Here is a 2,670-nt window from a genome sequence, read left to right on the forward strand (position 1 = left end):
TTCTGCCTTCATCCCTTATCCTTCCTCTTTCATCCTTTGCCACCTTCCTCCTTTCTTGCCCGCCGTGGCAGGAACCTTTTCCCTTTTTTCCCCTTCAAATTCACTCCGTGTAACAAAAGATTTTTGATCTCTTTTCATATCTTCTGCTAACCCAATTAGAATTCTGATAAAAAAATTTTTCCAACAATATTAAAATCCACAATAAGAGGATCAAATTTTGCTGAATGCATTCTCATATATTAACTTTATATCTAATTATTATGTATATCCACTTTTACACCAGTAGCCATTCAAAATAATGTAATCATCAGATTTAGATCATCAGTTGATCGTTGTCAGCTGACTGTTGACAATTATCTGCTATAATTCAGCTTTTCAATATAGTTACTAGCCTAATTGCGGATAATCATTTAACTCAATCCACTAACCCCACCAGTTAACCACTTGTCCGCCGTGGCGGAAATAACCAATTAACCTCTTCAACTAATCCAACCAGCTAACCACTTGTCCGCCGTGGCGGAAATAACCAGTTAATCAAATAACCAGTTAACCAATTAACCAATTAACCTCTTAAACTAATCCAACCAGTTAACCAGTTAACCAAATAACCAAATAACCAATTAACCTCTTCAACCAATCCACTAATCCCTAATCCACCATTTCCCATGTTCACTGCAATAAAAAAAGACCTCAATAAAATAGAAGTATTCACTGAAATTAAAGCGCAAATAGAAGCTTTGGGCTTTACCGTCATTGCCCATGATACAGAAAGACCTTGGGGAGCATTTTTGGTCATCGAGCCTACTCAAATCAAAGAATTTCAGCAGAAGTTCTTTGGAGAAGTAACCTTGAGCTTTGACGACAAACTCTCTTACAGCCCTAAAATCCTGCTTGTAGCGCCAGAACAAAAACTCTCTTGGCAATACCATCATAGAAGATCTGAATTATGGAAATTGGTCGAGGGTGAAGCAGCAATCGCCAGATCCCAAACGGATCAAGAAAATACCGCAGAAGACATGAAAATAGGGGAGGTCATAACCTTAGCCCAAGGAGAACGCCACAGACTCATAGGTAAAAATTCCTGGGGAATCGTAGCCGAAATCTGGGTCCATACCGATCCCAACAACCCATCCAATGAAGATGATATCGTAAGAGTACAGGATGATTATCAAAGGAAATAACTATATAGAGACAAGAAGCTAGAGGTAAGAAATAAGAAACGAAAGTCTTGTTTAATATTACGTTCATTGTTAAACGTACACTGTTAATCGTATACCGTTCATAAATTTCAAACTTATTCCACGTTTAACAGTCTACCCGCCGTGATTTCCTCCCAAAGGGAGGCCTGTGACTGTGGTGTAGCAGAATCAACCAATCCACCTAATTCCAATCAGCTATCCCTTCGTGAGAATCCCAAGCGCTTCAGCGCTTCTAATTCAAAATCAACCAAGTGGAGCTTATCTAATTTTAAATTCTATTTATACATCAAATCCCAAAAATCCAAATTCGGTAAATTCGGTAAATTTTTACCTGCAGTAGGCAGTTGTGGTCATCCATCTGCTAGCAATAATTCAAATCTGTGTCCACCAGTGTTCATCTGTGGTAAAAAACAATTCCAGAGTTTTATCCCAATTTCGTGTCAATGTCAGCGCTTCAGCGCCATTTAATTGAAAAACCTACCTAACCAAATCAATTACATCAAACCTTAACCACCTTCCAAACTTCAATTTAGCTCAATTTTTACCTGCAGTAGGCAGGCGTGGTCATCCATCTGTTAGCAATAATTCAAATCTGTGTCCACCAGTGTTCATCTGTGGTAAAAAACAATTCCAGAGTTTTATCCCAAATCCGTGTCAATCTCAGCGCTTCAGCGCCATTTAATTGAAAAATCTACCTAACCAAATCAATAACATCAAACCTTAACCATCTTCCAAACTTCAAATTCGTTCAATTTTTACCTTCAGTAGGCAGGCGTGGTCATCCATCTGTTAGCAATAATTCAAATCTGTGTCCACCAGTGTTCATCTGTGGTAAAAAACAATTCCAGAGTTTTATCTCAATTTTGTGTCAATCTCAGCGCTTCAGCGCCAATAAATTGAAAAATCTATCTAACCAAATCAATAACATCAAACCTTAACCATCTTCCAAACTTCAATTTAGCTCAATTTTTACCTTCAGTAGGCAGGCGTGTTCATCCATCTGTTAGCAATAATTCAAATCTGTGTCCATCAGTGTTCATCTGTGGTAAAAAACAATTCCAGAGTTTTATCTCTATTTCGTGTCAATCTCAGCGCTTCAGCGCCAATAAATTGAAAAATCTACCTATCCAAATCAATAACATCAAACCTTAACCATCTTCCAAACTTCAAATTCGTTCAATTTTTACCTGCAGTAGTCAGGCGCGGTCATCCATCTGCTAGCAATAATTCAAATCTGTGTCCACCAGTGTTCATCTGTGGTAAAAAACAATTCCAGAGTTTTATCCCAAATCCGTGTCAATCTCAGCGCTTCAGCGCCAATAAATTAACAAACCTGCCTAACCAAATCAATAACATCAAACCTTAATCATCTTCCAAACTTCAATTTAGCTCAATTTTTACCTTCAGTAGGCAGGCGTGTTCATCCATCTGTTAGCAATAATTCAAATCTGTGTCCATCAGTGTTCATCTG

Annotated in this window: 1 protein-coding gene; it reads left to right on the forward strand. The window is 38.1% G+C overall.

Going from position 1 to position 2,670, the window contains the following annotated elements:
* Window positions 1–665: 665 nt before the first annotated feature.
* Window positions 666–1,181 (forward strand): cupin domain-containing protein, encoded by a 516-nt coding sequence (locus IEV57_RS07725; RefSeq protein WP_188441349.1) that lies wholly within the window; start codon window positions 666–668, stop codon window positions 1,179–1,181.
* The last annotated feature ends 1,489 nt before the right edge of the window (window positions 1,182–2,670 follow it).

It is taken from the genome of Belliella aquatica (assembly GCF_014637795.1).
GTDB lineage: Bacteria > Bacteroidota > Bacteroidia > Cytophagales > Cyclobacteriaceae > Belliella > Belliella aquatica.